The 3848-nt window shown below is 70.4% G+C and carries 4 protein-coding genes; 3 read left to right on the top strand and 1 reads right to left on the bottom strand.

Going from position 1 to position 3848, the window contains the following annotated elements:
- Positions 1-347: 347 nt before the first annotated feature.
- Positions 348-548: a hypothetical protein gene (locus ACX28W_RS43690; protein ID WP_459005652.1), complete on the top strand. Its 201-nt coding sequence runs from the start codon at positions 348-350 to the stop codon at positions 546-548.
- 151 nt (positions 549-699) lie between these two features.
- Here the strand turns inward: ACX28W_RS43690 and ACX28W_RS43695 are convergent, their stop codons facing one another.
- A complete protein-coding gene (locus ACX28W_RS43695; protein WP_459005653.1) occupies positions 700-1890 on the bottom strand; it encodes an MBL fold metallo-hydrolase in 1191 nt (396 codons plus the stop codon).
- Positions 1891-2381: 491 nt separating this feature from the next.
- Between ACX28W_RS43695 and ACX28W_RS43700 the strand changes: the two genes are divergently transcribed.
- Both ACX28W_RS43700 and ACX28W_RS43705 read left to right on the top strand, forming a co-directional pair.
- Complete coding sequence (locus ACX28W_RS43700) at positions 2382-2507, top strand: hypothetical protein (protein WP_459005654.1); 126 nt, start codon at positions 2382-2384, stop codon at positions 2505-2507.
- Positions 2504-3691 (top strand): Glu/Leu/Phe/Val dehydrogenase dimerization domain-containing protein, encoded by a 1188-nt coding sequence (locus ACX28W_RS43705; protein WP_459005655.1) that lies wholly within the window; start codon positions 2504-2506, stop codon positions 3689-3691. The genes ACX28W_RS43700 and ACX28W_RS43705 overlap by 4 nt, the downstream gene beginning before the upstream one ends.
- The last annotated feature ends 157 nt before the right edge of the window (positions 3692-3848 follow it).

Below are 3848 nucleotides of genomic sequence, written 5' to 3' on the forward strand. Positions count from 1 at the left end.
CAGCTCGACGCACCAGACCCCGCTCACCTGCGCCGACAAGGCACCGCCGCTTCCCTCCGACCTGATCCGCCGGACAGGCCCTAAACCGATACTCGGCGGGGCCTGATGCGCGAGGAATTGCTCGCGCTGCCCGCGGCCGTGGATCTGGAGACCGCGAACCGCGCCGGCTGGTCGTGGTGCGGGGAGCAGGGTCTCCAGTTGACGGGTTCATGGCCGAGGCGGCGTTGGATGCACCGAGATCCGGGTCCGGCGGCCGGCCGCCTGACGCAAGGACCGGGACAAGTTCATCTCCGGCAAGAACAAGCAGAACGCCGTCTAATCCATGGTGGTCACGGACGGCGAAGGACGTGTGCTGTTTTGCAGCCCGGCCCGCCAACTGCGCGGACATCACCCACGCACGCCAGTTGGGGCTGGTCAAGCTCCTGACCGGCGGGCCCGCGGTCGAGATCCTCGCCGATGCCGGCTATCAGGGGCTGGGCGCACAGACCGGCGGACGCGTAGTGACACCACCGCACCGCAAGTTCAGGAAGAACGCCCCTGACTGGTAGGAGGAGATGTACGAGCGCCAACGAACTCCGCTCGATCCGATCAGTGCTTCCTCCCGGGCCCGTCGATCTCGCCCACCAGCCGCTGACGGTCCTCAGCCGACATACGGCCAAGGATCCGCGCCATCCCCTCAAGATCGTCCATCGCCGGCTGTCAGCGATCGCCCACAAGGTCAAGGTCGGTCGGGGCCGGCTTCGGCTCCACCACAGCCGACTTCGGACGACGCCAGGGGTGCGCAATGGGCGCGGCCACCGCGCGCCACCACGGATCAGTCGGAAGGTCACCCGCAGGCTCGAACGGCTCGCCAGGCCGAGGCGTGGCGAGAGCCTGGCCGGCCTCCGCCGCGGCGTCCACGGACCACTCACCGGGCTCGGCCCAGGCATGCGGGGCCAGATTGAAGGTGCCCCAGTGGATGGGCAGCATCACGCCGCCGGGCTGCCCGCCCTGGAGGTCCAGGTGCGTGCGCATGCCCTCCTCGGGCGTCATGTGAATGTCGGGCCAGAACTCGCTGTACGCGCCGATCTGGATCATCGTGGCGTCGAACGGGCCGTGCTCGGCGCCGATGTCCTTGAATCCGTCGAAATAGCCGGTGTCACCACTGTGGTAGATCCGGTGCTCGTCACCCGCGACCACCCAGGAGGCCCAGAGGGTGTGCTGGGTGTTGCGCATGCCGCGGCCGCAGAAGTGCCGGGCCGGTGTGGCGGTCAGGGAGATGCCGCCGATCTTCGTCGTCTCGTGCCAGTCCAGCTCGCGCAGCCGGTCCGCCGAGACGCCCCAGTGCTCCAGGTGAGCGCCGACGCCGAGCGGCACCGCGAAGACGGTGTCCGTGTCGGCCAAGGCCTTGATGGTGGGCAGGTCGAGGTGGTCGTAGTGGTCGTGCGAGATGACGACGACATCGACCGGGCCGAGCGCGGCCAGCGGCAGGGGCACCGGGTGCAGCCGCTTGGGACCGACGAAGTCGAACGGGGAGCAGCGCTCGCCCCAGACCGGGTCGAAGAGCACGCGGTGCCCGTCGATCTCGGCGAGCACGCTGGAGTGTCCCATCCAGGTCAGCCGCAGGCCGCTCACCGGGGGCTTGGACAGGTCGGCGAGCGTGGTGGCGTGCACCGGCACCGTGCCCGTGGGGGCGCGGTGCGCGCGCTCCTCCTTGCGGAAGTACACCTTCGCGAAGTGGAGCATGGAGCCGTCGGGGCGGGTCCGGGCACTCACCGGGTTCTGAAAGACACCGTCAGCGAAATGCGGCGATCTGCGGATGCGCTCCATGCGCTCACCGCCGGGGTCCGCGCCGAAGGCGGCGGGCTGCAACGCGCGGAGCCCGGAGCTCAACGTACGGAAACCGGTCACGGCACCTCCAAGTGGAGTCGGTCAGGCTTTCCATTATGGTCGGCCCCTCTGACAGCGCCGGGTCGAGGGTGTCACAGCGCGATGTCCCCGGCACAGACCGCGATGCCAGGGCCCGGTGTCACCACCGCGGGCTCCCGGTCCGTCGTACGGTGCGGACGTCCGCACGGGGCGCCCGAGCCCGACGCATCGAGCGCCGCGCTCGACATCCATCGGAGGTGACCCCATGGCCCGCATCTCCCTAACTCCGCAGCGCACCCTCTTCTTCCGCGCCGTGGAGTGGTATTCGACGCTCACCTAGGGAAAGGTCCTCGACCCCGCCAAGGCACTCGCGCACCATCCACGGGTCCTGCGGGCCGATCTGCGCTTCGAGCCACCGGTGATCGGTTCAGTAAATTGACAGAGCCCGGAACCGCTTCCGATACTGACTAGCCATTCAGTAATGGTTCCGGTGGGTCCGCGGCCTCGCCGCCCCCTGCACCCAGGGAGGCACCATGGAGGCCGGAGTACTCACCGGCGGCGAGGGGATCGTTCCCGAGTGCTGTCACCACGGCGCCCTCACCGAGGCGCCGCGCGCACCCGGACCCACCCTGACCGCCGTCCCCGAGGAGACCCGATGACCGCCCCCCTGATCACGCTCACCTGGACCGACCACGTCACGGGCCACCAGGGCTTCCTCGTGGTCGACCGGCTCGTCCGGGGCGTCTCCAGCGGCGGGCTGCGGATGCGCAACGGCTGCACGCTGGACGAGGTCGCGGGGCTGGCCCGGGGCATGACCATGAAAGAGGCACTGCACTACAACCCCGAAAATCCCCAAGGCCGCTACATCCCGCTGGGCGGCGCCAAGGGCGGCATCGACTGCGATCCCCAGGACCCGGCCGCGTACGGGCTGCTGGTGCGCTATCTGCGTGCCATGCGCCCGTACATCGAGAGATTCTGGACCACCGGCGAGGACCTGGGACTCACTCAGGATCTGGTCGACCGGGCCGCGGTGGAGGCGGGGCTCGTCTCGTCCGTCCAGGCCGTGTATCCGCTGCTGGACGACGAGGCGACGGCGCGACGGCGGCTCGCGGACGCGTTCAGGGTCGAGGTGGAGGGGATCGGCCTCGACGAGCTGGTCGGCGGCTGCGGAGTCGCCGAGTCGGTACTCGCGGCCCTGGACCGCGCCGGGGTGGCGTACGCGGGGACGCGCGTCGCCGTGCAGGGCCTGGGCACCATGGGCGGCGCCACCGCACGTTTCCTCGCGCGCGCGGGGCTCACGGTCGTCGCGGTCGCCGACATCAAGGGCACGATCGCGAACCCGGACGGGCTCGACATCGACACACTGCTCGCGGCACGGGACACCTACGGGACGGTCGACCGCTCGGCGCTGCGCCCGGCCGACCAGGAACTTCCCGGTGACGCCTGGCTGTCCACCGACGCGCAGGTGCTGGTGCCCGCGGCGGTCTCGTACGCGATCGACACCACGAACGAACACCGGATCACGGCCCGTTGGATCGTCGAGGCGGCCAACATGCCCGTACTGCCGCAGGCGGAGGAGTCCCTGGCCGCGCGCGGGGTCGTCGTGCTGCCGGACGTCGTGGTCAACTCCGGGACGAACGCCTGGTGGTGGTGGACGCTTTTCGGGGACATCGGCCCCGACGCGGACGAGGCGTTCGCGTACACGCGGCGCTCCATGCGGGCGCTGATCGACCAGATGCTGGCCCGCGCGGAGGCCGACGGGACGACGCCGCGGGCCGCCGCGCACGCCATCGTCGCCGACCGACTGCCGGTGATCGCGGAGCGGTTCGGGTGGTACGGGTGAGGCGCCACGTTCCTGGTCCTCGGGGCGGACGGCCGCGTCCGGTTCGACTACCGGTTCGTCCGACCGGCCCTGGCAAGGGACTAGGGCCTGTCCGGCGGATCAGGTCGGAGGGAAGCGGCGGTGCCTTGTCGGCGCAGGTGAGCGGGGTCTGGTGCGT

It is taken from the genome of Streptomyces sp. SD15, from assembly GCF_054462255.1.